Source organism: Nocardioides sp., assembly GCF_035576065.1.
Lineage (GTDB): Bacteria > Actinomycetota > Actinomycetes > Propionibacteriales > Nocardioidaceae > Nocardioides.
Genome location: NZ_DATLWX010000043.1, coordinates 38,749 through 61,504 on the forward strand (window position 1 = coordinate 38,749; position 22,756 = coordinate 61,504).

The 22,756-nt window shown below is 69.4% G+C and carries 27 protein-coding genes; 12 read left to right on the top strand and 15 right to left on the bottom strand.

Features of this window, described 5'->3' with window-relative positions:
• Positions 1–15: 15 nt before the first annotated feature.
• The gene (locus VNJ48_RS19285; RefSeq protein WP_325605135.1) at positions 16–426 is read left to right on the top strand and encodes an NUDIX domain-containing protein; all 411 of its coding nucleotides are present in this window, start codon (positions 16–18) and stop codon (positions 424–426) included.
• A gap of 17 nt (positions 427–443) precedes the next feature.
• Here VNJ48_RS19285 and VNJ48_RS19290 read toward each other — a convergent pair whose 3' ends face one another.
• The 6 genes from VNJ48_RS19290 to VNJ48_RS19315 form a co-directional block, all read right to left on the bottom strand.
• Complete coding sequence (locus VNJ48_RS19290) at positions 444–848, bottom strand: DUF2752 domain-containing protein (protein WP_325605137.1); 405 nt, start codon at positions 846–848, stop codon at positions 444–446.
• Positions 849–853: 5 nt separating this feature from the next.
• Complete coding sequence (locus VNJ48_RS19295) at positions 854–1,255, bottom strand: NINE protein (protein ID WP_325605139.1); 402 nt, start codon at positions 1,253–1,255, stop codon at positions 854–856.
• Positions 1,256–1,336: 81 nt separating this feature from the next.
• Positions 1,337–2,227 (bottom strand): hypothetical protein, encoded by an 891-nt coding sequence (locus VNJ48_RS19300; RefSeq protein WP_325605141.1) that lies wholly within the window; start codon positions 2,225–2,227, stop codon positions 1,337–1,339.
• A 15-nt stretch (positions 2,228–2,242) separates the two neighbouring features.
• On the bottom strand, positions 2,243–3,073 hold the full coding sequence (locus tag VNJ48_RS19305) for a L,D-transpeptidase (RefSeq protein ID WP_325605143.1): 831 nt from the start codon (positions 3,071–3,073) through the stop codon (positions 2,243–2,245).
• 113 nt (positions 3,074–3,186) lie between these two features.
• A complete protein-coding gene (locus VNJ48_RS19310) occupies positions 3,187–4,173 on the bottom strand; it encodes an alcohol dehydrogenase catalytic domain-containing protein (RefSeq protein ID WP_325605145.1) in 987 nt (328 codons plus the stop codon).
• A 67-nt stretch (positions 4,174–4,240) separates the two neighbouring features.
• Entirely contained in the window at positions 4,241–5,800 is a 1,560-nt protein-coding gene (locus VNJ48_RS19315) for a gamma-glutamyltransferase (RefSeq protein WP_325605147.1), read from the bottom strand.
• A gap of 113 nt (positions 5,801–5,913) precedes the next feature.
• On the opposite strand from VNJ48_RS19315, the gene VNJ48_RS19320 reads away from it, so the two are divergent.
• Both VNJ48_RS19320 and VNJ48_RS19325 read left to right on the top strand, forming a co-directional pair.
• Complete coding sequence (locus VNJ48_RS19320; RefSeq protein ID WP_325605149.1) at positions 5,914–6,915, top strand: RNA polymerase subunit sigma-70; 1,002 nt, start codon at positions 5,914–5,916, stop codon at positions 6,913–6,915.
• Positions 6,912–7,364, top strand: a complete 453-nt coding sequence (locus VNJ48_RS19325; RefSeq protein ID WP_325605151.1) for a DUF6069 family protein — start codon at positions 6,912–6,914, stop codon at positions 7,362–7,364. Before VNJ48_RS19320 ends, VNJ48_RS19325 begins: the two co-directional genes overlap by 4 nt.
• Positions 7,365–7,397: 33 nt before the next feature.
• On the opposite strand, the gene VNJ48_RS19330 is transcribed toward VNJ48_RS19325, so the two are convergent.
• Positions 7,398–8,228: a resuscitation-promoting factor gene (locus VNJ48_RS19330; protein ID WP_325605153.1), complete on the bottom strand. Its 831-nt coding sequence runs from the start codon at positions 8,226–8,228 to the stop codon at positions 7,398–7,400.
• A gap of 227 nt (positions 8,229–8,455) precedes the next feature.
• On the opposite strand from VNJ48_RS19330, the gene VNJ48_RS19335 reads away from it, so the two are divergent.
• The 3 genes from VNJ48_RS19335 to VNJ48_RS19345 all read left to right on the top strand — a co-directional run bounded on the left by VNJ48_RS19335 (position 8,456) and on the right by VNJ48_RS19345 (position 11,272).
• A complete protein-coding gene (locus VNJ48_RS19335) occupies positions 8,456–9,187 on the top strand; it encodes a serine hydrolase domain-containing protein (protein ID WP_325605154.1) in 732 nt (243 codons plus the stop codon).
• Between the two features lie 80 nt (positions 9,188–9,267).
• A complete protein-coding gene (locus tag VNJ48_RS19340) occupies positions 9,268–10,608 on the top strand; it encodes a TrkH family potassium uptake protein (protein ID WP_325605156.1) in 1,341 nt (446 codons plus the stop codon).
• A gap of 25 nt (positions 10,609–10,633) precedes the next feature.
• Positions 10,634–11,272, top strand: coding sequence for a TrkA family potassium uptake protein (locus tag VNJ48_RS19345; RefSeq protein WP_325605404.1), 639 nt, complete (start codon positions 10,634–10,636; stop codon positions 11,270–11,272).
• 50 nt (positions 11,273–11,322) lie between these two features.
• On the opposite strand, the gene VNJ48_RS19350 is transcribed toward VNJ48_RS19345, so the two are convergent.
• The 6 genes from VNJ48_RS19350 to VNJ48_RS19370 form a co-directional block, all read right to left on the bottom strand.
• Positions 11,323–12,033 carry a hypothetical protein gene (locus tag VNJ48_RS19350; RefSeq protein ID WP_325605158.1) on the bottom strand — a complete coding sequence of 237 codons (711 nt, stop codon included), beginning with the start codon at positions 12,031–12,033 and terminating at the stop codon, positions 11,323–11,325.
• Between the two features lie 4 nt (positions 12,034–12,037).
• Positions 12,038–12,544, bottom strand: coding sequence for a SigE family RNA polymerase sigma factor (locus tag VNJ48_RS19355; RefSeq protein WP_325605160.1), 507 nt, complete (start codon positions 12,542–12,544; stop codon positions 12,038–12,040).
• Between the two features lie 141 nt (positions 12,545–12,685).
• A complete protein-coding gene (gene pepN, locus VNJ48_RS19360; RefSeq protein ID WP_325605162.1) occupies positions 12,686–15,118 on the bottom strand; it encodes an aminopeptidase N in 2,433 nt (810 codons plus the stop codon).
• A gap of 30 nt (positions 15,119–15,148) precedes the next feature.
• Positions 15,149–15,490 (bottom strand): TfoX/Sxy family protein, encoded by a 342-nt coding sequence (locus tag VNJ48_RS22715; protein ID WP_414689970.1) that lies wholly within the window; start codon positions 15,488–15,490, stop codon positions 15,149–15,151.
• Positions 15,491–15,552: 62 nt separating this feature from the next.
• On the bottom strand, positions 15,553–15,945 hold the full coding sequence (locus VNJ48_RS19365; protein WP_325605164.1) for a nuclear transport factor 2 family protein: 393 nt from the start codon (positions 15,943–15,945) through the stop codon (positions 15,553–15,555).
• The gene (locus VNJ48_RS19370) at positions 15,935–16,537 is read right to left on the bottom strand and encodes a TetR/AcrR family transcriptional regulator (RefSeq protein ID WP_325605166.1); all 603 of its coding nucleotides are present in this window, start codon (positions 16,535–16,537) and stop codon (positions 15,935–15,937) included. Before VNJ48_RS19370 ends, VNJ48_RS19365 begins: the two co-directional genes overlap by 11 nt.
• 303 nt (positions 16,538–16,840) lie before the next feature.
• Between VNJ48_RS19370 and VNJ48_RS19375 the strand changes: the two genes are divergently transcribed.
• The 5 genes from VNJ48_RS19375 to VNJ48_RS19395 all read left to right on the top strand — a co-directional run bounded on the left by VNJ48_RS19375 (position 16,841) and on the right by VNJ48_RS19395 (position 20,669).
• A complete protein-coding gene (locus VNJ48_RS19375; protein ID WP_325605168.1) occupies positions 16,841–17,110 on the top strand; it encodes a hypothetical protein in 270 nt (89 codons plus the stop codon).
• 180 nt (positions 17,111–17,290) lie between these two features.
• On the top strand, positions 17,291–17,779 hold the full coding sequence (locus VNJ48_RS19380; protein ID WP_325605170.1) for a GNAT family N-acetyltransferase: 489 nt from the start codon (positions 17,291–17,293) through the stop codon (positions 17,777–17,779).
• 190 nt (positions 17,780–17,969) lie between these two features.
• Positions 17,970–18,320, top strand: coding sequence for a YciI family protein (locus VNJ48_RS19385; RefSeq protein WP_325605172.1), 351 nt, complete (start codon positions 17,970–17,972; stop codon positions 18,318–18,320).
• A 45-nt stretch (positions 18,321–18,365) separates the two neighbouring features.
• Positions 18,366–19,646 carry an RNA polymerase sigma factor gene (locus VNJ48_RS19390; protein WP_325605174.1) on the top strand — a complete coding sequence of 427 codons (1,281 nt, stop codon included), beginning with the start codon at positions 18,366–18,368 and terminating at the stop codon, positions 19,644–19,646.
• A gap of 111 nt (positions 19,647–19,757) precedes the next feature.
• The gene (locus VNJ48_RS19395) at positions 19,758–20,669 is read left to right on the top strand and encodes a zinc metalloprotease (protein WP_325605176.1); all 912 of its coding nucleotides are present in this window, start codon (positions 19,758–19,760) and stop codon (positions 20,667–20,669) included.
• A gap of 81 nt (positions 20,670–20,750) precedes the next feature.
• Here the strand turns inward: VNJ48_RS19395 and VNJ48_RS19400 are convergent, their stop codons facing one another.
• Complete coding sequence (locus VNJ48_RS19400; RefSeq protein WP_325605178.1) at positions 20,751–21,266, bottom strand: GNAT family N-acetyltransferase; 516 nt, start codon at positions 21,264–21,266, stop codon at positions 20,751–20,753.
• Positions 21,267–21,324: 58 nt separating this feature from the next.
• On the opposite strand from VNJ48_RS19400, the gene VNJ48_RS19405 reads away from it, so the two are divergent.
• Entirely contained in the window at positions 21,325–21,819 is a 495-nt protein-coding gene (locus VNJ48_RS19405) for a GNAT family N-acetyltransferase (protein WP_325605180.1), read from the top strand.
• Between the two features lie 297 nt (positions 21,820–22,116).
• Here the strand turns inward: VNJ48_RS19405 and VNJ48_RS19410 are convergent, their stop codons facing one another.
• The gene (locus tag VNJ48_RS19410; RefSeq protein ID WP_325605182.1) at positions 22,117–22,650 is read right to left on the bottom strand and encodes a GNAT family N-acetyltransferase; all 534 of its coding nucleotides are present in this window, start codon (positions 22,648–22,650) and stop codon (positions 22,117–22,119) included.
• Positions 22,651–22,756 lie beyond the last annotated feature (106 nt).

The window sequence follows — 22,756 nt, forward strand, 5'->3', positions numbered from 1 at the left end:
TGCTCAGATCAGCCCATGCAGAGGGTCGTTGTCGGCGCGCTGGTGCGCGGGGGTCGAGTCCTGATGGTGCACCGGAGACCGGACAAGCGTGCATACCCGGACGTGTGGGACCTGCCCGGTGGCGTCATCGAGGCCGGTGAGTCAGAGCTGGACGCGCTCGTGCGGGAGCTGGACGAGGAGCTCGGCGTACAGGTGGCGACGGGCTCGGCGTCTCACCTCTTTCGGCTGACCGCCGGTGCTGCAGGCGAACCAGCGCTGCTCAGCGCTTGGCTGGTGCGCGAGTGGACGGGCTCGCCCGCGAACACTGCTCCTGAAGAACATGACGACATCGGGTGGTTCGGCCTGGCGAAGTTGCCCCCGCCCGCCGACGCACTCGTGCGCACGGCCCTGGTGGAAGCGTTTCGTGGCAGCCGCGCCGGCGAGTAGAGCCTGCGTCGCGAGCGTCAGGCAGCCAGCGCCATGCGTACGGCGCCGTACACGGCCCAGAGCGCGAAGGCTCCCATCACAGCCGGGCGGCGGAGGAGTGGTTCGAGCCGAGGGGTCGGCCGGTCGCGCACGCGCCACACGACCGCAACGATCGCTGCGACCACGGCGGCGATCAACAACGGCACGCCGAACGCATTCGCCGTCACCGCGTCAGTCCACTGCGTGTGCGTCGCGAAGACCCACGACCGCGTGAGGCCGCACGCCGGACACGGCAACCCGGTGAGCGAGCGGATCGGGCAGATGATCGGCCCGTCGGCGATCGTGGCGGGATTGAGCGCGGCCGCCGTACCGATGGCAAAGACCCCGCCGAGCGCAACCCATTCGAAGGGAGCGAGCGACGGGGCCTTTGCTGAGGACAACATGTCGATCAGGGCAGCGGGCGACCGTGGCTGTCAGGCACCTTGCGGACCGCGATCAGGATGAAGTCGATGATGGCCCAGATGCCACAACCGCCGAGGGTGACCAGCTTGGCGATGCCCAGGCCGGTGTAGCCGAGGTAGAAGCGGTCGATGCCGAGGCCGCCGAGGAAGAAGGAGATCAGGAGGGTGGTCATCCAGTCCTTGTCGGAGAAGATGCCGGGCACCTGCTTGGCCGGGAAGTACGCCTGGCTCTGGTCGCTGCGGACAGGCGTGTCGCCCTTGAGCTGGCCTGACCTGGCCATGTGGGCGAGCTGGCTGCCGTCGATGGGGCCCTGCTCCTGGCCCATGACTTGGATGTAGAACGGACCGGCGACGGGGCCACCGGACATGGGCATAGGTGTTTGGCTCATGGCGCGGAGAGTACGGCAGGCGCGGCTGCTCTGGCGGAGAAGGGCAAATTGTCGGTCATGGCGCGTCGAGAGCGTGCAGACTCAGCCGGTCACCGGAGCCGAGACCTGCGCCGGGGTCGGGACGGGCGCCGGCTTCGACTTCGGCTTCTTCTTGGCCGTTTCGCTCTTCACCTCCGGAGCGTGCGGCGCCGCCGCGCCGCAGGTCGTCGACGCGAGGACGGCGACCTCCTTGCCCTCCACCTCGATCCGCAGGCCCTGGACGGTGAAGTTCTCGCCGTCACGGATCTGGTGGTTCAGGGTGATCTTGGCAACGGGCGCGAGCTGCGCCGGCAGGAGCTGGGTCTCCGGGGCGACCTGCCCGACGAGCACCGGCTGCGGCGCCCCGAGGGTCTCGACGCCGGACAGGGTCACGGTGCCCGACTGGTCGTTGCACTCGGTCACCAGGGTCCCGATCTTGGCAAGGGACAGGATGTCTGCATCCAGAAGGCTGGTGCAGAACACGGTGGCGGCTTCGATCGTCGGCAGGTCGACGACCGTACCGACGCCCGGCACCTGGTTGAGGGCCTCGTTGAGCGGAGCGAGCGCCTGGTCGGCGGGAGCAGCCTGCTCCACGACGGTGCACGCCTGCGTGAGCTGCGCCAGCCCGTCCTTGAGCTGCTGCGGCAGCTCGGCCGCCTCAGCTCCGAGTGTGAGGTCGTTGATCGTCGCGGTGGCGCGGTCATTGCCGGCGCTCAGAGTCAGCCCGCCCCCGGCCGCCAACGGTCCGAGCTGGGCGGGCACCTGACCTCCGCCCTTCTGCTCCTGTGAGCCATCGGACTCGACCGCCGGCTGACCCGGAGATCCGCCGACTGAGGCGCCGTACGCCGAGGACCCCGACTGGTGCTCGCCGCTGGCGGTCGGGGCGGTCACGATCATGAGCGCGGCTGTTGCCAGCGCGATGCCAGCGACGCCGGCCTTGTTGGGGGTTCTCATGTCTTCCTCCGAGGGTTATTGCTGATCGACGATGACGAGGGTGCCGAGCGGCACCTGGCTGAGCTGTTCGAGGGCGTCAGCCGGCACGCGCACGCACCCATGGCTGACGGCGGTGCCGAACACCGAGGTGTCCGGCCAACCGTGCAGGGCGACGGTTCCGGGGCCGCCGCCGTAGGAGTCCAACGTGTCGCTGTGCGATCCCAACGGGAGGATCAGCGGCGAGTAGCCCTGGTCGGCGTCGACGATCGACGCGAGCAGGAACGTGCGCCCCACCGGGGTCGGGGTCTCCGGGGCGCCCACGGCGACGCTCCACGAACCGACTTCTGCTCCGTCGCGGAGGAGCTCGAGCTGGCGGGAGCCCGCGTGCACCCGGATGAGGTACGGCGATCGGCGCTGCTCGAGCTGCGCGGTCCTCAGCCACCCGGTCGACCCGTTCGGACGCGACGGGAGCAGCACCTGCGTCCAGCCGTCCCGCTGGTCGATGACCGGGAGCCACGTGTCGTTCATCATCTGCTTCGGCGCGACCTTCGCGAAGGGGCGGCGGTCGGGTGCGGCGTACACAGGAAGCGTGCGGAGAGGGTGGACGACCTCACCGTCGGTGGCCTCTGATGGATCGGTGTCCTTCGGAGCCCGGGGCAGCTTCGTCTCGGTCGTCGACGCGGCCAACGCACTCAGGTCGACCGGGGCGGCGCCGCGGGCCGACGCCTCGTCCTCGTCGGAGGCACCGCACGACGTGAGGGCCGCAACGAGGAGGGCAGCGATCGCGACGAAGGCCGCGCCGGACGACAGCCTGCTCACCGCGCTGCGCAGTCTGTCGGTCTTGCTGGTCAGATGTGTGTCTGGCACGAGGTCCCCTCCCGTCTGAAAATTCAACGAGGGAGCGTCTGGGGGGTTACGCGCGGGTAGTGAGACGCAGGTCACACATACGGGCCGTGACAGTCGCGCTCAGGTCCGTCGGTTCAGCGAGCCGGGTCCACCATGGTCATGCCTGCCAGGGTCGCCTGGTCGAACCCGGGCAGGAGCGCCGCCGCCTCGTCGAGGCCGATCGTGCGCTCGACCAGCCGCTGCGGCTCGAGCAGGCCCTGCTCGATGAGGGCCAACATGTCCGGGTAGTCGGCCGCTGCCATCCCGTGACTGCCCAGCACGTCGAGCTCCCAGCCGATCACGCGCTCCATCGGCACTCGCGGGTGACCGCCCATCGGCGGCAGTAGTCCCACCTGCACGTGCCGACCGCGTCGGCGGAGGCTCAGGATCGCGTCGGCGCAGGTCTGCTCGCTGCCCACGGCGTCCACCGCGACGTGGCTGCCGCCTCCGGTGAGGGCGGCGACCGCGGCTGGGACGTTCGAACTGTCGGCGAGCAGGACGTGCTCCGCGCCGAGGTCGGCGGCGACGGCCAGCGCCTCGGGGTTCCGGTCCACCGCGACCACCCGGCCTCCCAGCGCGCAGGCGATCATCACCGTGCTGAGTCCCACGCCGCCGGCGCCCACCACGGTCACCCACTCGCCCTCGAGGAGACGGGCGCGTCCGACGAGGGCGCGGTACGCCGTCGCGAACCGGCACCCCAGGCTGGCGGCGGTCGTGAAGTCGACCGACTCGGGGACGGCGACCAGGTTGGTGTCGGCGGCGTGCAGGGCGACGTACTCCGCGAACGACCCCCAGTGCGTGAAGCCCGGCTGCTGCTGGTCGAGGCACACCTGTGCGTTCCCGCCCAGGCACCACGCGCACCGACCGCACCCGCAGACGAAAGGGACCGTCACGCGGTCGCCGACCGTCCACCGGGCGACTCCGTCGCCGACCTCGACCACCACGCCGGCCAGCTCGTGACCCGGCACGTGCGGGAACGTGATCTCGTCGTGTCCGGCCCACGCGTGCCAGTCGCTCCGGCACACCCCGGTGGCCATCACGCGGACCACCACGCCGCCGGCCGGAGCTGTCGGTTCAGCCACCTCGCGCACCTCAGGACGTCCCCGGACGGCATCGACCACCACTGCTCGCACCTCGGCATCCTGTCACTCAGGAAGAAAGCGTGGCCCCGTCGCTGCGCGGGTCGGCGCCCGCGTCCAGCGTCCCGTCGACGTGCAGGGTGCACACCATCGCGTGGCCGACCTCTTCGTCGAGGTCGGTCCCTCGGCGTAGCGGCAGCCCGGCATGCCCGAGGTCGCCGAGCGTTGCGTCGCCGAGGCCCGGCTCGGCATGCACGCCGTACGCCCCGCCCCGATCCAGCGGAGCCAGGACGAACCTGGGCGCGGACACAGCGTCGGCGGCGGTGGCCCCGGCGAGACGGTGTCGCAGGACCTGGGTGTGGATCTGAGGCTGCTGCCGCCCGCCCATCGTGGCGTGGGCGGCCACCCAGCCGTCGGCGTGCTCCACGATCAGTGGCATCAGCGTGTGCGCCGGACGCTTGCCCGGCGCGAGGGAGTTGGGGCCCGAGCCGCTCGAGAACCCCGCAGCGCGGTTGTGGAAGGTGATGCCGGTCGCCGGGTCGTGCAGGCGCGCGCCGAAGGAGTGGAAGAGGGACTGAACCAGGGAGACCGCGGTGCCGTCCGCCCCGGCGGCGGTCACGGCCACCGTGTCGCCGTCCCGCGGCACTGCCGGCGTCATCGATCGGGGAGCGTCCGGCGCTTCGAGACGGGCCATGACAGCGGCGACATCACGCTCGACCTGAGCCGGGTCGATCAGCTCGACTCCTGTGGCGGGCATGTGGTCGGGGTCCGCCAGCTCTGCTTCGCGCTGAGCCGCCGTCAGCACGAACAGCTCGAGCAGCACCCGGTGGTCGACCTCGACCCCGCGCTCTGCCAGTCGGTCCGCGGCGAGCATCGTGCTGAGGAAGAGGTAGCCCTGGGAGCTCGGCGGGGCGGTGCTGAGCCGGCAGCCGGCGGCCTCTGCGGTGAGCACGTCTCCCAGCGCCGGGGTGTGCCGGCGCAGGTCGTCGCGGGTGGCCGACGCCCCCAGACCCTGCAACGCCACCGACAGATCGTCACCCAGGCGTCCGGCGTAGAAGCTGCGCAGGCCGTCCTCCGCAAGCATCGAGAGGGAGCGCGCGAGCGCCTCCTGCCGGAGGACCACGCCGGCGGCGAGGCGCCGGCCCTCAGCGTCAGTGACGAGCCCGCGGAGCCCGGGATCACCGTCGGTGTCGAGGTCGAGCGCGCTGATCGCTGCGGCCAGCCGCTCGGTCACCTGCACCCCCTCGGCAGCGAGGCGGATGGCTGGCTGCAGGAGCCGGGCCACCGGGAGCGTCCCGCCCAGCTCATGGAGGGCGTCCCAGCCCGACACCAGCCCGGGCACAGTGATCGAGAGGGGACCGCTGACCGGCACCTGGCCGTCGGCCGGTCGGCGGTGAGTCCCGTATCTCCCGCTCGCGTTGACGCTCGTCATCGAGCCGTCCGGCCGGCGGACGATCGCGATCAGGTCGCCCCCGATCGAGCACTGGTGGGGGTAGGTGACCGTCAGCGCCATTGCCGCGGCCAGCGCCGCGTCGACCGCACCGCCACCGGCGGCGATCACGTCGCGGGCAGCGTCGACCGCCAAGTGGTGAGGGGCTGCGACGGCGACCCGGGCGGGGGGCTCAGACACGTCGTGAGGCTACTGCGCCGAGCGCAGATCCACTTCGGCTTCCCTCCCGGTGATGACTTCTCCCTACGGCAGCCGTCATACCTACGACACGATGCGACGAGAGGAAGACGAAGATGAGCGTGGACACACAACGGGAGGACCGCTGCATGGGCGAGCTGAGCGACGTCGACCAGGGCGGCTTCTCCGCGCTGGCGGAACCGCACCGACGCGAGCTGCACGTCCACTGCTACCGGATGCTCGGATCGTTCGAGGACGCCGAGGACACCGTCCAGGAGACGTTCCTCCGCGCCTGGCGCCGACGCGAGACCTTCGAGGGACGATCGACCTTCCGCGCTTGGCTCTATCGCATCGCCACCAACGCGTGCCTCGACCTGCTTGCGAAGCATCGCCCGGACCCGGCGACCGGCGGTGAGGTCCGGTGGCTGCAGCCCTACCCGGACCAGCTCCTCGACGAGCTGCCTGCCTCCGATACGGACGAACCGGAGACCGTCGCCGTCGCGCGCGAGACGATCGAGCTGGCCTACGTGGTCGCGGTCCAGCACCTGGCGCCGCGGCCGCGCGCCGTACTGATCCTGCGGGACGTGCTCGGCTGGCCGGCGAAGGACGTGGCGGAGCTCCTCGGAGACACCGTGAACTCCGTGAACAGCGCCCTGCAGCGGGCGCGCGCCGGCATGCGCGAGCACCTGCCGACCGAGCGCCAGGACTGGGCCAGCGGCGAGGACGACACGGTGACGCGTGACGTGGTACGCCGCTTCATGGAGGCCACCGAGGCCACGGACGTCGGGGCGATTGCCGCCATGCTGCGAGCCGACGTCCGCTGCTCGATGCCGCCGACTCCGGGTCTCCACGTCGGACGCGCCGCAGTGGTCGACGACTGGATCCAGGACGGCTATCCGGAACTCACCGGCCTACGCGGGATTCCCACCCGGGTCAACCGCCAGCCCGCCGTCGCCTTCTATCTGTGGCACGACGCGGAGGGCGCCTACCTGCCGTTGACGATCGACGTCCTGCGCATCGCCGGCGGGGCCATCGCCGAGATCTTCACCTTCCACGCGGATCAGTTCCCGCGGCTCGGGCTGGCCGAGCGCCTGCTCGCGGACGGTAGCGGGTCATGACCAGCACGACCGACACCGTCATCGGGCCGGCGTCGCCGCGCGGAGGCCCAGCCACCCATCCGGTGCGGCGGTTCGTCGTCACCGGACTGGTGTCGACCCTCCTCGCCGTGGTGGTCACCACCTTCGCTGCTGCGCTGGCGCGGGCCGTCGGTGTCGACTTCGAGGTGCCTGACGGCGGCGAGACGATCCCGCTGTCCGGGATCGCCGTGGTGACCGGCTTCTTCTCCCTCGTCGGCGTCGTCATCGCCGCCGCACTGCGGCGGTGGAGCACCCGCCCGGGGGAGCGTTTCCTGTGGACGGCAGTGACGCTGACGGCGGTCTCGCTGGTGCCGCCGTTCCTGGTCGGGACCGACCCGGCGACCGTCGCCGCCCTCGTCGCGCTGCACCTTGTCGCAGCGATCGTGATGATCCCCTCGCTGGTGCGCAGCCTGCGCGGGCCGGACCGCTGAGGACCCGGACCTACCTCGACCGGGAGTCGTGGATCAGAGCAGGCGGCCGCAGTGCGGCCACGGGGAGCGGCCACGCGAGGCGTAGAGCAGCTTCGCGCGATAGGTCTGCTCGTCGGCGGATGCGTGGTGCGGCATACCGGACCCGCCGACGCTGTTCCAGGTCCCGACGCTGAACTGGTAGAGGCCGTAGTAGCCCGCCGGGTTGACCGCGCGGGGGTTGCCGCCCGACTCGCACCGCGCGAGGGCGGCCCAGTTGAGGCCGTCGGCCCCGGGGACGGACCACGGCTCGCGACCGACGAGGACCCGACGAGGCCGCGGTTCACGGACGATCTTGCGGGCGACGACGCGGAACGACTCCGGCTCACCGTTGTGGAGGGTGCGTACGGCGACGACCTGCGCGACACCGGGGCGGCCCTCGCGGACCACCTTGCGCCGTCCCGGGGCCAGCGTGGTGGTGAGGACCTCCACCGTGCCGGCGGGGACCTTCGAGCTGCTGGTCCTGCGCTGCTCGACGACATCGATCAGGCGCACGATGTCGCCGTCGCGGACCCGCTTGGCGCTCGCGTCGACGACCACGCGACCGTCACGGACGACCTCGACCAGGTCGTTGCCGTCGACCGGGACCCCGGCGCGCTCCACGAGGCGGGTCGGCCAGATGCGGGGGGCGACGGCGATTTCGACAGCGGGCTCGGTGGCCACCTTGAGGCGGACGGAGACGCGGCCGGCGGTCTCGGAGAAGTCCTCGGTCGGCTCGTTGGCGCCGGCAGCGCCGGGGGCGAGGGTGAGCGCCAGGACGGCCGCTGTGGTGCCGGCGGCGAGGTGGCGGAGACGGGCTGGGAGAACGCTGGTGGTTGCTGGGCGCACGTGCAAGGACCTCACGTAGTTCGGGGGACGCCGTCGGGGGCGCTCGGTCGCGACAGCCACGGGGGTGGACGTCGAGGCCGCAGGGTGCAACGCCACACATGGGGTAGGCGCCTCCCGGGGAGGACACTCCAACGACCCCTTCACCAGAACATGAGGTCAGCGCGGAAGTCGAATCGGGGGCCCCGACGGCGGTGGCGCTCGCACGCGGTGGCGCCTAACGTGGCGCGATGAGCGAGCTGCGCGACCAGGTCGACGAGACGGCGGAGAGGTCAGGCTTCGCAGGCGTCGTCCGGCTCGAGCAGGCGGGCGCTGTCCCCCTCGATGCGGCGTACGGACTGGCCGATCGACGGCACGAGATCGCGATGACCACCGACAGCCAGCTGGGCATGGCGAGTGGGTCCAAGACCTTCACCGCGTTGGTGGTCCTACGCCTCGTGGAGGAGGGACTTCTTGCGCTCTCGACCACCGCCCGTCAGGTCCTGGGCGCCGGCCTCCCGCTCATCGCTGACGACGTCACGATCGAGCACCTGCTCTCCCACCGGTCCGGGATCGGCGACTACCTCGACGAGGACGCGGTCGACAGCGAGGAGTACGAGCTGCCCGTCTCGGCGCACCGGCTGGTGACCACCGAGGACTTCCTCCCGATCCTCGATCGCCACCCGGCGAAGTTCCCTGCCGGTGAGCGCTTCTCCTACTGCAACGGCGCCTTCGTCGTGCTGCGCGAGGAGACTCTCGCCGACATGCGTACGGCGCGCAGCGAACCCGACCCGGGCGAGTCCCGCTGCTACGGGCTCGGCGTCTGGCTGCACGCCGGCACCCCTCAGATCACCATGTCAGGTGCCGATGCCGGGTGTCGTTCTGGTCGAGCCATTACCCCGACCAGAACGACGGCCACGGTCATCTCGACGACGATGAGCGGCGCCTGGCCGGTGGCCGAGATCGTCGACGCACACGCCTGATCGCGCCCCGTGCTCGTCCCGCCAGTTCGTGTCGCTACGGTGTCATGGTTTGGGCAAGGTGCCTGTGAAGGAGGAGCCGGGTGAGGAGCATCTGGAGCGGGGTGATGCATCCCGCGCGCATCGTGCCGCTCGCGTTCCTGGCCGCCGTCATTGTCGGCACCATCTTGTTGTCGCTCCCCTACTCGACACCTGGACCGACCCGGCCCCCTGTGCTGACCGCAGCGTTCACCACAGTCTCGGCCGTGTGCGTCACCGGGCTGACCACGGTCGACACGGCGACGTACTGGTCGCCGTTCGGGCAGGTCGTCATCATGGCGCTCATCCAGGTCGGCGGGTTCGGCATCATGACGCTCGCGACCCTGCTCGGGATGCTGGTCGGCGGCAAGCTGCGACTCAAGTCCTCGCTCATCGCTCAGGCGGAGACCCACACGCTCAACATCGGCGACGTGCGGCACGTCGTCCGCCGCGTTGCCGTCACCATGCTGGCGTTTGAGGCTGCGTTCGCGGCAGTGCTGACGGTGCGGTTCCGGCAGCGCTACGACGACTCGTGGGGCGAAGCGGCTTGGCACGGGGTGTTCCACTCCATCTCAGCCTTCAACAACGCCGGGTTCGCTCTCTACTCCGACAACCTCATCGGGTTCGTCGACGACGCCTGGATCATGTTCCCCATCTGCGTTGCGATCATCGCCGGCGGCATCGGGTTCCCGGTCCTGTTCGAGCTGCGCCGCCGCTGGAAGACCCCCGGCTTGTGGACCGTGCACACGCGGCTGACCGTGTGGGGATCCCTCATCCTCCTCGTGCTCGGGATCGGGGCGTTCCTGGCGCTGGAATGGAGCAACACCGGCACCATCGGTGGGCTGTCACCGTGGGGGAAGATCGTCGGCGGGGTCACTGGGGGTGTGGTTCCCCGGACGGCGGGGTTCAACAGCATCGACTACGGGCAGATCACTCCGGAGACGATGGCCGTGAACTACGTTCTCATGTTCATCGGCGGTGGGTCGGCCAGTACCGCTGGTGGCATCAAGGTCACCACGTTCTTCCTGCTCGCGTTCGTCATCTGGTCCGAAGTACGCGGCGAACGTGACACCAACATCGCGCACCGCAAGATCGGCGACTCAACCCTGCGCCAGGCCCTCACCGTCGTTCTGCTCGCACTGGCGGCCATCGCCATCGGCACCATGTCCATCTTGTTGGTCACCGACTTGTCGTTGGATGTGGTCCTGTTCGAGACCATCTCCGCGTTCGCCACCGTCGGACTCTCCACCGGCATCACCCCTGACCTGCCACCGTCGGCGCAGGGCATCCTCATGATGCTCATGTTCGTCGGACGCGTGGGCACCATCACGGTGGCGTCAGCGCTCGCGCTGAAGTCGCGTCACCGCCACTTCCACCTGCCCGAGGAGCGACCCGTCGTTGGCTAAGTTCAGGAATCCCGCATCCACGTCTGTGGTCGTCATCGGTCTGGGCCGGTTCGGTTCAGCCGTAGCCGACTCACTGGTCCGGATGGGCCAAGAGGTCCTCGCCATCGACGAGAACCAGGCACTGGTGGACAGGTGGGCTGACGAGCTGACCCACGTCGTGCAGGCCGACTGCACCGACGACCAGGCGCTGCACCAGCTCGGTGTCGCCGACTTCGACCGCGCCGTCGTCGCCATCGGCAGCGACATCGAAGCAAGTGTCCTCACCGTGCTCGCGCTCGCAGAGGCCGGCGTCCCCGACATCTGGGCCAAAGCCATCACGCGCAAGCACGGGCAGATCTTGGAACGCGTCGGTGCCCACCACGTCGTCTACCCCGAGTTCTCCATGGGTGAACGCGTCGCCCACATGCTCACCGGCGGGATGATGGACTACATCGAGTTCGACGACCAGTTCTCCATCGCCCGCACCCTCGCCCCGCCTTTCACGTGGGCCAAGACACTCGCCGACTCAGCACCCCGCACCAAGCACGGCGTCACCATCGTCGGCGTCAAGCGCTCCGGCGAAGACTTCACCTACGCCCGCCCCGAGACCACCGTGGAACGCCACGACCACCTGATCGTCTCCGGGCCCACGCGCAAGGTCGAAAAGTTCTGCAACATCCGCTGAGCCCTCCCAGCTGGCTCGGACCTTCAGTTGTCGCCGTTGCGTAACCCCCGTCAGCGGATGAAGCCCTCCAGCTCCAACGACTGCTTGTTCTCCCCCGCGTCGGTCACCTCTTCACTGGCCAACGTGGCGTCCACCTCGAGCTCCAGGACGGGGGTCGGGTCACACGAGGCCTGCGTGACCCGCACGGTTCCGGTGCTGCCCGACGAGCTGACGACCTCGTTGCCGTCCGGGGCCCCCTCCGTGTCGGCGATGAAGACCGACAGGGGCAGGGACTCCGTGGAGCCGTCGGTGCTCTCGATCGGCAGCGAGAGCGTGCGTGGCTCGTCGAGCTTTGCAAGGTCGACCTCGATGAGCACGAACGGCTGGGTCACCTGCTCCCCGTCGACGACGAACGGGCTCGAGAGGTAGACCCGGCTCTTGTCACCCGTTCCCGCTTCGCCACCGGCTGGGGCGGGCGGGTCACAGCTGATCGTCAGGTCATCGAACGTGAAGGTGGACCCATCAGGTCGCGTCATCACCAGGCTGTACGGCGGCGGGTCGACCGCCACGAGACCCTCGCGACCGTCGTCGGAGCCGCCCATCGAGAGCGCGGCGTACCCCCCGACCGCGGCAACGACGGCGGCTGTGCCGGCGGCGACGCCGATCCGGCGGCTTCGGCGTCGCGCTCCTATGCGCCTCTCGACCCGGTCGAACGCGTCCTGCGGTGCGTGCAGGGCGGAGTCGAGCCGCTCGTACCCGTCCCTGATCTGTTCCTCGGTCATCGCGTCATCCTTCTCGTGTGGTCAGTAGTCCGCGGCCGCGTGCGTGCTCGCGCAGACGTTCAGTGCCTCGGGACAGGTGGCTCTTGACGGATCCCTCCGAGCAGCCCATCCGCTCGGCGATCCCGCGGACGTCGAGGTCCTCGACGTGCCGGAGTGCCAGCGCCGTGCGTTGGCGTGGGGAGAGAGTGGACAGCGCGTCGACGAGCCATGGCGCCATACCGTCGAGATCATCGGCAGGCACAGCGACCTCAGGTCCGGCTGTGGACCGGGGCAGCTCGCGGCGCAGCCGCCGGATTCGATCGATGTTGAGCCGGACCATCACCGTCCGGGCATAGGCCGCCGGTGTGTCGTACGTCGTCCGTCCCCAGCGCTCGCCCATCCGCGCCAACGTCTCCTGGGTGAGGTCCCAGGCGTCGTGCGGATCGGCAGTCAGCGCATGGGCGAAGCCCAGCAGCGGCCGCACCTGCACCGCCACGAAGTCTGCGAAATCAGCTCTGGTCGAGTCGTCCACCCCGTCCCCCTTTCCTGGTCGCAACCTTCCACCTACGCCCTAGTGACGAGGGGTGACCCAGAAACGTTGAGGGCAGCGTCGAACGAGGCCCACCGCCTCCCGCTGCCGTGCGCAACCTGCAGGTCCGCTCCGGCCGCAGTCTCACAACGCTCTGGCGCGCACCATCCGGAGCACTTCTTCGGATCGCTCGGTGAGTCCGCTGACCACCACGGGCGCTGCCTGGGCGGCCGCGATCTCGCGGGCGTGCCGCACCCACTTCTCGTCGATCCCGAACACCGGGAAGAGGACCTTTGAGAGCGCCAGGCCGGGGATCATCCCGCCTTCATGCAGGGTGGGCAGCGCCTCGAGGTAGCGCTCGGCGTACGGCACCAGCACGTCTTCCTGGCCAGGCCGCCAGAAGGCTGCCGCCGCCGGAGCCGCGGTCTCGATGGGCACGGCGCGCTGCACCAACGCGGTCCACGTCTCCTCCTTCGCCTCCGCGAAGGGTGAGTTGGCTCGCACGCAGAGTGCACGGACCCAGGCGTCGGGGTCGGGGTCGCGCTCCTGCAGGGCCTGCACAGCGTCGGCGTCCACCTCGCCGAGCTCGGCCCGGCGTTGCAGGACGTACCACTGCAGGTCGAGGTCGTCGCCGGCCTCTTCGCGCAAGATTGCGAGGTCGTCGTCGCCTGTCGCTGTCCGCGCCAGCACGCGCAGCGCCGAGTGCCTCGACACCGCTGCGTCCGCGAGGTGACGTGCAGCAGCCGTCACCTGTGCTTCGAGGCCGACCCGCTGCGACTCGGGAGCCCACCTCTGGGCGGCGGTGAGGGCGAGCTCGAGGCACGGCTCCGCGACCGTCTCCACCGTCTCCACCGACAGCACGTCGGTGAGCGCGCCCACTGCCTCGGCCGCCGTCGCCTCGGCGTTGGAGAGCATGTCCCACACGGTGGCCATCGCCACGGCGCGGCCCAGCGTCGTGGGCAGGCCCGACGGACGACCGATCAGGACCTCCCGTCCGGCCGCGTCGGGCCGGGTGGTGGCGAAGGTGGTGTCGTCGTGGTTCACCAGGTAGAGGTCCGCCTCGGGCAGGCCCTCGACGGGAGTGCGCTCACCGTCCACCTCCACCAGGACCGAACCCACCTCCTCGAGCTCCTCTCCGGCGCGGCGGTAGGCGCCCACACCCACCACCTGCGGGTGCGGGGCGCCGTGGGCGCCGACGGCCGTGAGCACCAGCCCATCGTCGGTGTGTTCGATGCCCAGCCGGTCGACGCCGGCGGTCTCCAGCCAGGCAGTGCGCCACGGCTGGAGGTCGCGGCCGCTGGCGTCCTCGAGGGAGCTGACGAGGTCGTCGAGGGCGGTGTTGCCCCAGGCGTGCTCGGCGAAGTAGGCCCTCATGCCCACGCAGAAGGTGTCCTCGCCGACGAAGTGCATCAGCTGCTTCAGCACCGCCGCACCCTTGGGGTAGGTGATGGCGTCAAAGATCGACTCGGCGTCGGCCACGCTGGGCACGGGCTGGCGGATCGGATGGGAGCTGGGTCCCTGGTCGGCGAGGTAGGCGCGGAGCTTGTCGCCCACGAGGTTGTTGGCTGCCGTGTCTCCGTAGGCGGTGGCGCGCTCGGCCGCCCACATGCAGGCGAACTCCGCGAAGGCCTCGTTGAGCCAGAGGTCGTCCCACCAGCGCATGGTCACGATGTTGCCGAACCACATGTGCGCCATCTCGTGCAGCAGCACGTTGGTGAACAGCTGCCACTCGCTGACGGTGGGCTCGTGGCGGCGCAGGATGTCGTCGGCCCAGGTGACGCACCCGTAGTTCTCCATCGCCCCGCCGAACTCCGGCAGGAACACCTGGTCGTACGAGCGCTGTGGGAAGGGCATGCCGAAGCGCTCGCCGAAGAACGCAAGGCCCTGCGTCGTGAGCGTGAACAGCTGTTCGGCATCGCGCTCGAGCGCGGGTTTCAGGGTCTGGCGCGCGTAGAGGCGGAGGTCGTAGCCACCGGCCTCCTGGCGCACCTCGACGAACGGGCCGGCCACCACCACGGGGTTGTAGGTGGAGAGCGGCGGCGTGGGCTCGAACGTCCACCGCCGCCCGCCCTCCACGTCCTCGACCACCGGGTCGCCTGAGTTGCTCACCACGGTCCAGGGCGCCGGCGCGGTGACCGTGAACGCGTGCGGTGCCTTGAGGTCGGGCTGGTCGAAACAGGCCCAGGCATAACGCGCCTCGTCGGGCTCGAAGGTGGTCCACAGGTAGACGTTGTCGTCGCCGGGGTCGACGGCACGGTGCACCCCCCGCCCGTGCGCGGTGTCGCTCTGCACCGTGGCCACCACCAGCACGTTGTCCTCGGCAAGGTCGGCCAACGCGATCCGCCCTTCCTCCGCAGCCGGCAACGGCTCGCCGTTGAGCGTGGCCGACTCGACCTCCGCACAGCAGTCGACGAACGTCGACGCTCCCGGAGTGGCGGCGAACCGCACCGTGCTCACCGCGCGGAAGGCCGGGCCGTCGACCAGGTCGGTGAGGTCGATGTCGATGTCGTAGGAGGTGACGGACAGCAGGGCCGCACGCTCGACGGCCTCCTCCTGTCGAAGGCTGCGGACGGCCACGGGCGTGATCCTCACTCGAGGTGGGTGCTGCTAGCCGCCCGAGACGAGCGACCTGTGCAGCCTAGGCCGAGGGCGTACGGCGGAACGTCGAGCGCGACGTGCCAGGGCGGTACGGTGCGCGCGGACCGCCCACAGGACCAACTGTTCCGGGTCCTCGTACACCGCGGCAGGTAGTCGGTGGTACGCCCGAACGGTCACTGTTCCGCGGGAGGTGCTGTAGGCAAACGCCTCACCACCAAGGCGTGCGAGGTCACGACGTGATTCATCGTCGACACTCAGGTAGAGCTCGCCGTTCATCACCACTGCAAACTGAGTGCCGCGACACCGCAGTCCGACGCCGCCGAAGAACGACGCCGTGGTGACGTGGCCCATCGCTTCGAGGTCCTCGGCTACGCCCGCCGCCACCTCCCAGGTGCGGTCGGTGCCCGCTCGGGTCACGCCCCGGCCGGCGGCTCGAAGAAGCCGGTGATGGCACCGAGCCGCCCGTCGTCTGCAAGCGCAGCGAAGCTGGTGCCGCGTTGGTGGACCGTTCCGGACGGATCGCACAAGCTCCACGCGGCGAGAGTCCGGTCGTGGTGCTGCAGAGTCGAATCGATCCGGAAGGCCATACCGGGGAAGGCCTGCTGGAACTGGCCCATGTAAGTGCTCAACGCCCCTCGACCGGCGACCATCTCCTGCGGGTCGCAGTAGGTCACATCCTCGCTCAGGCATGCGGCGAGCTCGGAGCTGCGGAGGGCATCTGGCAGCGACCAGGTCGCGGCGTAACGCGACCAGAGTGCGTCGATGGAGAGGGGATCGGAATTGGACGAACGCGAGTCAAGGGACATGAGGGCCTTCCAGAACATCGAAGTGGGCGGTGATGAGGTCGTGCAGCGACGTGCGGTCGTAGCCGGAGCGGATGAGGACGAGGAGGCCTTGATACAGCGCCAGCAAGTGCAGAGCGGCGGTGGCAGGGTCCACGGATGTGGGCAGAAGACCCTGCTCGTGGGCAGCTTGCAGGCGCTGGGTGAACACATCGCGCAGCACCGCCAGTGACTGCTGCACCAGGCCCGCGGGGCCTGGCCGGTCGGCCAGCTCCACTGCGGAGTTGGTGATCAAACAGCCGAAAGAGCCACCTCCCGGCTCATCCAGGAGCGTCGTAAAGGCGTCCCTCAGCCCGCTGAGCCCCGCCTCCGGCGGGGCGTGCGTGTCAAGGCGGCCGACCAACACCGTGCGGTGGTAGTGACGAAAGGCCGCGTCGAAAAGCCCGTGCTTGTCTGCGTAGGCGTTGTAGATGCTGCCGCTCGAGATCCCGGTCGCCACCTCGAGGTCGCGCACGGAGACGCCGCCATACCCGTGACGACGGAATGCCTCCATGGCCCCAGTCAGGACGGTGGCCTCGTCGAAAGCGCGCGTGCGCCCTGCCTGTTTGTAGGACATGCGTTCTAGAATAGTCGTTTTAAAACTTAAGTCAATCCACACGTTCGCGCCGAACCGTCCGTGTGAAGCCGGGCGGCCAGCTCGACGCGGACCGAGAGTTGTGTTCGCCAAGTCCCTCCGGAAGGCTCGGCCGATGGAGTTCTTCTGCTATCACCGCGATCGGCCGGGGTCGACCCCGCTGCGCATCCAGATGTTGGAGGAGCACTGGTCTTACGCGCGTTCGCCTTCGAGGAACCCGGATATCAGGCGGGCGCCTATCGCGACGTCCTGCTGCGTCGGTGGCACAACGTCTTGGGTCGGACCATGTGGGACTTCACCAGCAGCGGTCCCGGAGACAACCGCTACCTGGTCCTTGGGTTCACCCAGGAGCCAGCTGAGGAATCCGCTGAGCCGACGATTCACGACCACATGATCGCCGCCGGGCCGTTGCTGTCCGACGACGGTTCCCTGGTGCTCGGTGTTGCAGTGCTCCTCGAAGCGACCGACGCAGAAGCCGCCCGAAGGGTCCTGCCCACTGATCGGTACGTCGGGATCGAGGCCCACCAATGGCGGTTCGGCGGTCGACCTGACTGACGTCAGTCAGGCGCGGGCTGGGTCTGATGAGCGGCCGCGAGACGGCCGCGGCGTAGCGCTGAACTGCCGAGGCCAGGGTCCGCTCACAAGACACACCCAGCTGGCTGGAGCCCCTGCGCCGTCACGCGGACACTGTCACCATGGAGCACGCACCGCGTCGCGACGACGGACGACCTGGGGATGCTCGAAGCAGTCATGGACGCCGCGATCAGGGAGCTCCAGCAAGGGTTCCTCTCGCCGGCCGAGATCGAGTCCAGCCGAGCCATCATGGGCATTGACACCCAGCTGATCCAGGACGGGACCTACTACGTCGTGCTCGCGGGAGAAGCGGTCGCCGGGTGCGGCGGTTGGAGCCGCCGAGCCACCTTGTACGGCGGGGACCACACTCCGGGCCGCGACGCGGAGCTGCTCGCGCCCGGCGTCGATGCGGCGCGAGTGCGCGCCATGTACACCTACCCCGCACACGCGCGCCGCGGCGTGGGCCGGCTCATCCTGTCCCTGTGCCAGGAGGCCGCGAAGAAGGAGGGGTTCACACGCCTGGAGCTGATGGGGACGATGTCCGGAGAGCCGCTGTACACGGCATACGGCTTCGTGCCGATCGAGCGAGTCACGGACGACCGCGGAGGCGTCTCGGTCCCGCTGGTCCGGATGGCCAAGCCGATCGACTAGGCCGCTTGGGTCCGCTTCCGCACCGCCACCGGAGGTTGCCGGCGTGCAAGGCTGCGTCACGGAAAATACTTCGGCAGGCGATGTCGAAGGTGAGGGACGTCGTTCGACGTACGGGTGAGTCGGCCACCGAGCAGCGGTGGCGCCGAAGCTGAGGAGCAGAGCAATGCCACGGTTCATGGGATTTGTCAGGATGCAAGAGGGCATCGGCGCGCCGCCCCAGGCGTTGTTCGACGCGATGAACACCTACATCGGAGAGCAGGCACAGAAGGGCCACTTCCTCGACGGTGGCGGTCTGTACGGCACCGAGGACTCCGTCAACTTCGTGGTCCGCAAGGGCGACACGACGCGGGTCGACGGCCCGTACGCCGAGGCAAAGGAGGTCGTCGGAGGATGGTCCCTGTTGCAGTACGACAGCCTCGAGGCGGCGGTCGCCGGACAGCAGGAGTTCGCCGAGCTGCACGCGAAGTACTGGCCCGAGTGCGAGATGGTCGCGACGTTGCGCCAGATCTCGGAAGCGCCGTCGGAAACCGATGGGGCCTGAGCTTCCGCTCAGCTGAGGTCGTGCGGCCGGCCATAGGCTGGCCGCATGGCCCAGACCACCCGCGAGACGATCACCGCCACCTGGCGAGATGAGTCCGCTCGGCTGGTCGGGGCCCTGGCCCGGATGACCCGCGATCTCGACCTCGCGGAGGATCTGGCCCAGGACGCCCTGGTCAGCGCGCTCGAGAGCTGGCCCGCGCAGGGCATCCCCGACAACCCTGGCGCGTGGTTGATGACGGTCGCCAAGCGACGAGCAGTCGACAGCTTCCGGCGCGCCGACAAGCTGCGTCGCAGGACCGAAGAGCTCGGCCACGGCTTGAGGGAGGAGGACAGCATGTCCGACCCCACGACACAGGTGGACTTCATCGAGGACGACGTCCTGCGACTGATCTTCCTGTCCTGTCACCCCAAGCTCACCGCCGAGTCGCGGGCGGCGTTGACCCTACGCCTGGTGGGGGGCCTGACGACCGCGGAGATCGCTCGCGGCTTCCTGGTGGGCGAGACCGCGGTGGGGCAGCGGATCTCTCGGGCGAAGAAGACTCTCAGCGAGGCCGGCGTCGACTTCGAGCTCCCGACCGGCGCGGAGCGCACCGAGCGGCTCGACGACGTGCTGGCCGTCGTCTACCTGATCTTCAACGAGGGCTACACCGCGACCGCGGGCAGCAACTGGATGCGGCCCGAGCTGACGAACGAGGCGATTCGGCTGGCCAGGATGCTCGCCGAGCTGGTTCCGGACGAGCCGGAGGTGCATGGCCTGCAGGCACTGCTCGAGCTGCAGGCATCGCGTGCCTCCGCCCGGGTCGACGCAGCGGGTGCCCCGGTGCTGCTCGATGACCAGGACCGGAGCAGGTGGGACGAGCTCCTCATCCGCCGCGGACTGGCTGCGTTGCATCGTGCGGAAGGCCTCGCCGTACGTGGAAAGCCCGTCGGCCGGTACTACCTGCAGGCCGCGATCGCCTCCCAGCACGCCTGCGCTTCGGAAGCCGCAACGACCGACTGGAGTGCCATCGCGAGGTTGTACGACGTGCTCGCCGAAGCTGCCCCCGGTCCGATCGTGGAGGTCAACCGCGCGGTTGCGCATGGACGCGCTTTCGGCGCTGACTCAGGGCTCGCCATCCTCGAACGCCTCCCCGGAAGCGCGCTGGCCGGGTCGCACCTCCTGCCCAGTGTTCGAGCCGACCTGCTCGTTCGCGCCGGTCGCCATGTCGAAGCAGCCTCGGCATTCCGCGAGGCAGCGTCGCTCACCTCCAACGATCGCGAGCAGTCGCTGCTGCTCGGTCGCGCCGCAGATGCGGAGCATGCGGTCGCGCTCCCGCCCCAGGGGTGAAGCCGGCGGTCACCACTGCGCCTGACGCAAGAATTTCCGGCGCGCAACCCTTCCCCCTGAACAAACCGCGGGTTACGTTCACCCTCCACTTGTCCAGAGAGGCTTTCCTCCATGCGTAATTCTCGGGTTGCCCGGTTCGCCGCGCTCACCACCATCAGTTTCTGTCTCGTCGGCTTGACCGGCGTGGCTCCCGCCCAGGCGCGGGTCGTCGCCGACGTCCAGTGCGTCGACTCCCAGGAGTCCGACTCCGCCCGCGGCGGCCGCGGGCCAGACCACCGCGACGTCTCGGCCGAGGAGCAGAAGCAGATCACCGCGCGCGCCAAGGAGCTCGCCGCGGCAAACACCACGGCCGCCGCGGTCGCTCCAGTCGTCCCGGTCTACGTGCACGTCATGGCCGCGAAGAACGGGATCACCGGCAACGTGAGCGACGCCGCGATCGCCGCGCAGATCGACGTCCTGAACAAGACGTTCGGCGGCACCGAGTCCAGCTCGGCGAGCAACACCGGCTTCACCTTCACCCTCGCCGGCATCGACCGCTTCTTCAACGACTCCTGGCACAAGGACAAGCAGAGCTCCAGCTACCGGAAGCAGACCCGCCAGGGCGGCGCCAACGCCCTCAACATCTGGCTCGTCGACTTCTCCTACCTCGGCATCGCCACCTTCCCGTGGGACTACGCGCGCTCGGGTGCGATCGATGGCGTCCGCGTCAACTACGCCTCGCTGCCCGGCGGCTCCATCGCCAACTACAACCTCGGCGAGACCGGCACCCACGAGGTCGGCCACTGGCTCGGGCTCTACCACACGTTCCAGGGCGGCTGCACCACCACGAACGACGAGGTGAGCGACACCCCGGCCCAGGGCGGTTCGACCAACGGCTGCCCCGAGGGTGCGGACACCTGCAACCTCCCCGGCTTCGACCCGATCCACAACTACATGGACTACAGCTACGACACCTGCTACACGATGTTCACGGCTGGACAGACCTCCCGCATGCAGACGATGTGGACGGCCTACCGCGCCTGACCGCTTGATCACCGGTCCCCCTGACCGGACGTACGAGGAGCCCCGACCGCACGCGGTCGGGGCTCTTCGTCTCGGTCGGCATCAGACGGTCATCCAGTAGCGATTCACCGGGCCACGCTCGGTGTCGCGGACACCTTCGAGGACGCCGCCGCAGCGTTCGAGCGTGCGGGCTGAAGCAACATTGTGCGCGAGACACACGGCCAGGACCCTGTCCACGCTGAGCGCGCCACGCGCCTCGGCGAGCATCTCGCCCAGCGCCCACGTCGCCAGGCCACGACGTCGCGCCGACGGGCGGATGCCATACCCGATCTGGCCGAGGTCGTCGTCGAAGTGGTGCCGCAGGACGATGCCTCCCAGCACGTCCCCGTCCTCCACGATCCATCGGGACGAGCCGTGCGGTTGCTCGGGACACGGGGTGCCAGCGAGATGAGCGAGGCGCGTCCGGTGGTCCACCCACGCCGCGAACCCCTGGGACGAGATCAGGTCGCAGTCCTCGCCGACGCCGAAGCCGTCCTCCTGGGGACCGGGCCCCCACTCGTCCCGACACTCCAGGAAGCGAGCGTGGAGCCTGACCGTCGGCAAGATCAGTTCGGGCACGGGTCATCGTGACAGACAATCCGCGGGCCGCGGCCGCGTGCGGGCTAGTCTGCCCGCCATGACCAGTTCCGACGGCGTACAGATCCGACCCGCCGTACCGGACGACGCCGAGCCCTTGGCCCAGCTTCAGATAGAGGTCTGGGAAGACGCGTACGGCGGCCTGATGCCGGCCTCGGTGTTCGAGCACCGGCGGGCAACCCTCGACGACCGCGTCGACCGCTGGCGACAGATCCTGGACGGGGCCCCATCGAGAACGACCGTCGCAGAGGTCGCGGGGGCGCTGGTCGGGTTCGCCAGCATCGGCCCCCCACGTGACGATGACGTCATTGTCGACGAGGAGCTCTGGGCGTTGTACGTCCTCGCCTCGTGGTGGGGCAAGCGAGTCGGGCACTCACTCTTGGCGGCGACGCTTGCGGACCGCGCCTCGTACCTATGGGTCCTGTGCGGCAACGATCGCGCCATCGAGTTCTATCGGAAGCACGGGTTCACCCCGGACGGCGTGACCCGGCGCGACGATCACGGCGACGAGCTCCGCATGACCCGGCAGCTCTGACAGCGCACCTCGCAGCCGCAGGTGTTCGCACGCCGGTGATTGCATCTGCGTGTGCCCACGCCCGAGGAGATCACCCGAAACCACTCAGAGGGCGAGGTGGTCTACGTCGCCGTGTGCACCTGCACGTCTTCGGGCCCGACTGCCCCGAGCTGGTCCGGCACCGGATGTTGCAGGCTGCCGGCCTCCTCGACTGAGGCTGCGTGAGTCCTAGAGGGAGCGGCGAGCCCACGAGGCGCGGCGCGACTTCGGCGACAGACGCCCTTGGGCCCGCGATGGGTGGTGCGAGGTCTCTACGGGCTAGTCCATATTGGGATGCACGAAGACGCGGCAGACAGTGCCGTCATATTCCTCGCGCCCGACCTCGTCAAAGCCGACCTTTTCCAGCACCCTGGAGCTCGCGTCGTTGCCCACCGCGGCCAGCGCCCGGAGCGGGACGCCCACGGCATGCTCTCGGTGCCAGCCCACAAGAGCTTCGGCGATCTCTGTCGCAAGGCCGAGTCCCCAGTGGCTTCGGCGAACGAGATAGGCAATTCCCCGGCTGTCGGAAGACCCCCCAAACCCTGCCCTGCCCACCAACTGGTCATCGACGTCGGCGAGTCGCCACTTGGTCCATCCACGGGCAGCGTGCTCATCCATGTACTGGTCGATCAGTCGCTCGACCTCCCCGCGCGACTCGGGACGTCCATTGCGGACGAACTCCATGGTCGCTGGATCAGAGTGCACCTCATGCAATGCCGCGACGTCCTCGACGAGCCAGGAAGTCAAAGTCAACCGCGGCGTACTCAAGACGACGTCGCGCTGGGCTCCCGTCGGCATGACCCCGTTCGACATGGCGCCATGCTCGCACGCCGTCAGGTGAGTAGCCGCCCCAGCGAGCACTGTCTGCGGCACGTGGTGCCTTCGGGTGGCAGGCTCTGGCCTCATGTCGGGTCGTTGG

Coding starts and splice junctions, on each gene's coding strand:
- VNJ48_RS19285 (WP_325605135.1), top strand. CDS start 16: ATGCAGAGGGTCGTTGTCGGCGCGCTGGTGCGCGGGGGTCGAGTCCTG.
- VNJ48_RS19290 (WP_325605137.1), bottom strand. CDS start 848: ATGTTGTCCTCAGCAAAGGCCCCGTCGCTCGCTCCCTTCGAATGGGTT.
- VNJ48_RS19295 (WP_325605139.1), bottom strand. CDS start 1,255: ATGAGCCAAACACCTATGCCCATGTCCGGTGGCCCCGTCGCCGGTCCG.
- VNJ48_RS19300 (WP_325605141.1), bottom strand. CDS start 2,227: ATGAGAACCCCCAACAAGGCCGGCGTCGCTGGCATCGCGCTGGCAACA.
- VNJ48_RS19320 (WP_325605149.1), top strand. CDS start 5,914: ATGAGCGTGGACACACAACGGGAGGACCGCTGCATGGGCGAGCTGAGC.
- VNJ48_RS19325 (WP_325605151.1), top strand. CDS start 6,912: ATGACCAGCACGACCGACACCGTCATCGGGCCGGCGTCGCCGCGCGGA.
- VNJ48_RS19335 (WP_325605154.1), top strand. CDS start 8,456: ATGAGCGAGCTGCGCGACCAGGTCGACGAGACGGCGGAGAGGTCAGGC.
- VNJ48_RS19350 (WP_325605158.1), bottom strand. CDS start 12,033: ATGACCGAGGAACAGATCAGGGACGGGTACGAGCGGCTCGACTCCGCC.
- VNJ48_RS22715 (WP_414689970.1), bottom strand. CDS start 15,490: ATGGGCCACGTCACCACGGCGTCGTTCTTCGGCGGCGTCGGACTGCGG.
- VNJ48_RS19365 (WP_325605164.1), bottom strand. CDS start 15,945: ATGTCCCTTGACTCGCGTTCGTCCAATTCCGATCCCCTCTCCATCGAC.
- VNJ48_RS19370 (WP_325605166.1), bottom strand. CDS start 16,537: ATGTCCTACAAACAGGCAGGGCGCACGCGCGCTTTCGACGAGGCCACC.
- VNJ48_RS19375 (WP_325605168.1), top strand. CDS start 16,841: ATGTGGGACTTCACCAGCAGCGGTCCCGGAGACAACCGCTACCTGGTC.
- VNJ48_RS19380 (WP_325605170.1), top strand. CDS start 17,291: ATGCTCGAAGCAGTCATGGACGCCGCGATCAGGGAGCTCCAGCAAGGG.
- VNJ48_RS19385 (WP_325605172.1), top strand. CDS start 17,970: ATGCAAGAGGGCATCGGCGCGCCGCCCCAGGCGTTGTTCGACGCGATG.
- VNJ48_RS19390 (WP_325605174.1), top strand. CDS start 18,366: ATGGCCCAGACCACCCGCGAGACGATCACCGCCACCTGGCGAGATGAG.
- VNJ48_RS19395 (WP_325605176.1), top strand. CDS start 19,758: ATGCGTAATTCTCGGGTTGCCCGGTTCGCCGCGCTCACCACCATCAGT.
- VNJ48_RS19405 (WP_325605180.1), top strand. CDS start 21,325: ATGACCAGTTCCGACGGCGTACAGATCCGACCCGCCGTACCGGACGAC.
- VNJ48_RS19410 (WP_325605182.1), bottom strand. CDS start 22,650: ATGTCGAACGGGGTCATGCCGACGGGAGCCCAGCGCGACGTCGTCTTG.